The 3,318-nt window shown below is 71.9% G+C and carries 3 protein-coding genes and 1 pseudogene; all 4 read left to right on the forward strand.

What is annotated here, in order from left to right; translation table 11 throughout:
- A pseudogene (locus G6030_RS05370) lies at positions 1-245 on the forward strand (hypothetical protein); the annotation flags it as partial.
- A gap of 67 nt (positions 246-312) precedes the next feature.
- Positions 313-1,980, forward strand: coding sequence for a DNA repair helicase XPB (locus G6030_RS05375; RefSeq protein ID WP_007628622.1), 1,668 nt, complete (start codon positions 313-315; stop codon positions 1,978-1,980).
- Between the two features lie 57 nt (positions 1,981-2,037).
- Positions 2,038-2,724 (forward strand): DUF3239 domain-containing protein, encoded by a 687-nt coding sequence (locus tag G6030_RS05380; RefSeq protein WP_007628624.1) that lies wholly within the window; start codon positions 2,038-2,040, stop codon positions 2,722-2,724.
- Positions 2,725-2,893: 169 nt separating this feature from the next.
- Positions 2,894-3,318, forward strand: a 425-nt coding sequence (locus G6030_RS05385; RefSeq protein ID WP_182642443.1) for an FAD-dependent oxidoreductase, incomplete at its 3' end; no start/stop codon positions are given.

Raw genomic sequence — 3,318 nt, forward strand, 5'->3', positions numbered from 1 at the left:
GCGGTACCTCCGCGGGCGCGTACACGGGCGAGGCCGCCATCGCCCGCCTGCACGAGGCCGCGGGCACCGGCACGGCCGTCACCGTCTCCGTGGTCGACGCCGCGGGCCGCTCCTCCGCCCGGCTGGTCGTCCCCGCCTCCGTCGGCGGGGGCCGGATCGAGGGAATCGAGCCGGACTCGGCCGAGCCCGTCGTCCTGCCGCTGCACCGGGTGATCTCCGTCTCCGACGTCGAACCCACGCGCTGACGCGGATTTCTGGACAATGGGGGGTCGGGCCCACGCGGGCCCGGCGAGAGACCCGAGGAGGCCCGAAGTGAGCGGTGGACCGCTGATCGTCCAGTCGGACAAGACAGTGCTGCTGGAGATCGACCACGAGCAGGCCGCCGACGCCCGACAGGCGCTGGCCCCCTTCGCCGAACTCGAGCGCGCGCCCGAGCACGTCCACACCTACCGGATCACGCCGCTGGCCCTGTGGAACGCCCGGGCCGCCGGGCACGACGCCGAGCAGGTGGTCGACGTCCTGGTCTCCTACTCGCGCTTCCCCGTGCCGCAACCGCTGCTCGTGGACATCGCCGAGACCATGGCGCGCTACGGCCGGCTGCAGCTGGTCAAGAGCCCGGTGCACGGCCTGACGCTCGTCTCCCTCGACTCCGCCGTGCTCGCCGAGGTCAAGCGACACAAGAAGATCGCCCCCATGCTCGGCGCCGACATCGACGCGGACACGGTGATCGTGCACCCCTCCGAGCGCGGTCGGCTCAAGCAGGAGCTGCTCAAGGTGGGCTGGCCCGCCGAGGACCTCGCCGGCTACGTGGACGGCGAGGCCCACGAGATCGCGCTGTCCACCGAGGAGGAGCAGTGGGAGCTGCGCGACTACCAGCAGATGGCCGCCGACTCGTTCTGGGCGGGCGGCTCCGGCGTGGTCGTGCTGCCCTGCGGCGCCGGCAAGACGATGGTCGGCGCGGCCGCGATGGCCAAGGCCAAGGCCACCACGCTCATCCTGGTGACCAACACCGTCGCCGGGCGCCAGTGGAAGCGGGAACTGCTGGCCCGCACCACCCTCACCGAGGACGAGATCGGCGAGTACTCCGGTGAGCGCAAGGAGATCCGTCCAGTCACCATCGCTACATACCAGGTGGTCACGCGCAAGACCAAGGGCGTGCACCGGGCGCTGGAGCTGTTCGACTCCCGCGACTGGGGCCTGATGATCTACGACGAGGTCCACCTGCTGCCCGCGCCCGTGTTCCGCATGACCGCCGACCTGCAGTCGCGCCGCCGCCTCGGCCTGACCGCGACGCTCGTGCGCGAGGACGGCCGCGAGGGCGACGTGTTCTCCCTCATCGGGCCCAAGCGTTACGACGCCCCGTGGAAGGACATCGAGGCGCAGGGGTGGATCGCGCCCGCCGACTGCATCGAGGTGCGCGTGACGCTCACCGAGAACGAGCGGATGCTGTACGCGACCGCCGAGGCCGAGGACAAGTACAAGCTGTGCTCGACCGCCCGCACCAAGATCCCGGTGGTCAGGAAGATCCTCGCGCGCCATGCCGGCGCCCCCACCCTGGTGATCGGCGCCTACCTCGACCAGCTCGAGGAGCTCGGCGCCGAGCTCGACGCGCCCGTCATCCAGGGGTCGACCTCCAACAAGGAGCGCGAGAAACTGTTCGACCAGTTCCGCAACGGTGAGATCTCCACGCTGGTGGTGTCCAAGGTCGCCAACTTCTCGATCGACCTGCCCGAGGCCAGCGTCGCGGTGCAGGTGTCGGGCACGTTCGGCTCGCGTCAGGAGGAGGCGCAGCGGCTCGGTCGACTGCTGCGGCCCAAGCACGACGGCGGGCAGGCGCACTTCTACTCGGTCGTCGCCCGCGACACCCTCGACGCCGAGTACGCCGCGCACCGCCAGCGGTTCCTCGCCGAGCAGGGGTACGCGTACCGGATCGTCGACGCCGACGACCTGCTCGGCCCGCCCATCCCCGAGGTGGGCTGACGCCCGCGGCGGTCACCCGCGGGCCCGGCCGTCGCCGGTGCTGGGATACTGGGCGCCATGGCCGCCGATCGCTCCCCACGCAACCCGCACGAGCAGTACCGACTCGCCGACATCCCCGTCGACGACGCCTGGGTCCGCAAGAACAACGAGAGCCTCGCCGAGGTGCGCCGCCTGCAGTGGTCGGCGGGCATCCTCGGCGTCATCGTGCTCGCCGCCGGCATCGGCATGCTCGTCTACGCGGAGTTCGCGGCGTGGGGCTGGATCATCGCGGTGGTGGCCGGCGCGTTCGCGATCGGCTGCCTCGCGATGGTCGGCTACATCCCCCGCAAGATGGGGTCGATGCAACACACCTACTCCACCTCTGAGCTCGTCCCGGCCGTCATCGCCGAGGTCCGCCCGCGCGGCGTGACCCTGCTGGCGCTGGTCGACCGGGCCGTCGACCGGTCCGCCGGCAAGCTGCCCGCCCTCGTGGCCCGCAACTGCGGACCGATCCCGGGCCACGAGTCGAGGGTCGGCGAGCGCGTGCCCTGCGTCGCCGTGGTGGGCAACCGGAGCGCCCGCGGCAGCGACAACCTCTACCAGTTCATCTCCCCCATGCCCGTCGCGTGGGCCACCTCCGACAAGGCGGCACTGCGCCGGCTGGAGAAGGAGATCCCCTCGGGTGAGTGGGAGCGGCTGCGGCAGAACATCGACCGCGTCACCGAGGTCCAGGCCGTGCCGACGAGCCTGCTCCCCCTCGACTGAGGGTCTCACCGCACCCGCCGGCACGCGCCGCAGCCGCCCGCCGACCGGCCCCTCACCCGGCCCCGGGACCGGTGTGAAGTAAGCGTCACGGGACCGTGATCCGACGCCACAGCGCCGCAACACCTCCTTCCTAGCCTGATCCGCACAGGCACGCCAAGGAGGTCCAGGAATGACTGAGCACATCGTCGTCGTCGGGCACGGGATGGTCTCCCACCGCTTCGTCTCCACCCTCGGCTCGCGGTACGCCGACGCCGACGTGGCCGTCACGGTGATCGGCGAGGAACCCGATCCCGCCTACGACCGCGTCGGACTGTCCGCCTACGTCGGCGCGTGGGAGCGCGACGCCCTGCACCTCGACGACGCGCGGCACTCCGCCGACCCCCGCGTCACCGTGCGGTCCGGCCGGCTCGTCACCGCGATCGACACCGCCGCCCGGCGCGTGGAGCTCGACTCCGGCGAGCACGTCGACTACGACACGCTGGTCCTGGCGACCGGCTCGCGCGCGTTCGTCCCGCCCGTCCCCGGCCACGACCTGCCCGGCTGCCACGTCTACCGCACGCTCGACGACCTCGACGCGATCCGCGCGGCCGCCGA

This window comes from Dietzia sp. E1, from assembly GCF_014145015.1.
GTDB classification, from domain to species: Bacteria; Actinomycetota; Actinomycetes; order Mycobacteriales; family Mycobacteriaceae; genus Dietzia; species Dietzia cinnamea_A.

Bases quoted from the DNA above. Each gene is read 5' to 3' on its own strand.
- G6030_RS05380 (WP_007628624.1), top strand. From the start codon at position 2,038: ATGGCCGCCGATCGCTCCCCACGCAACCCGCACGAGCAGTACCGACTC.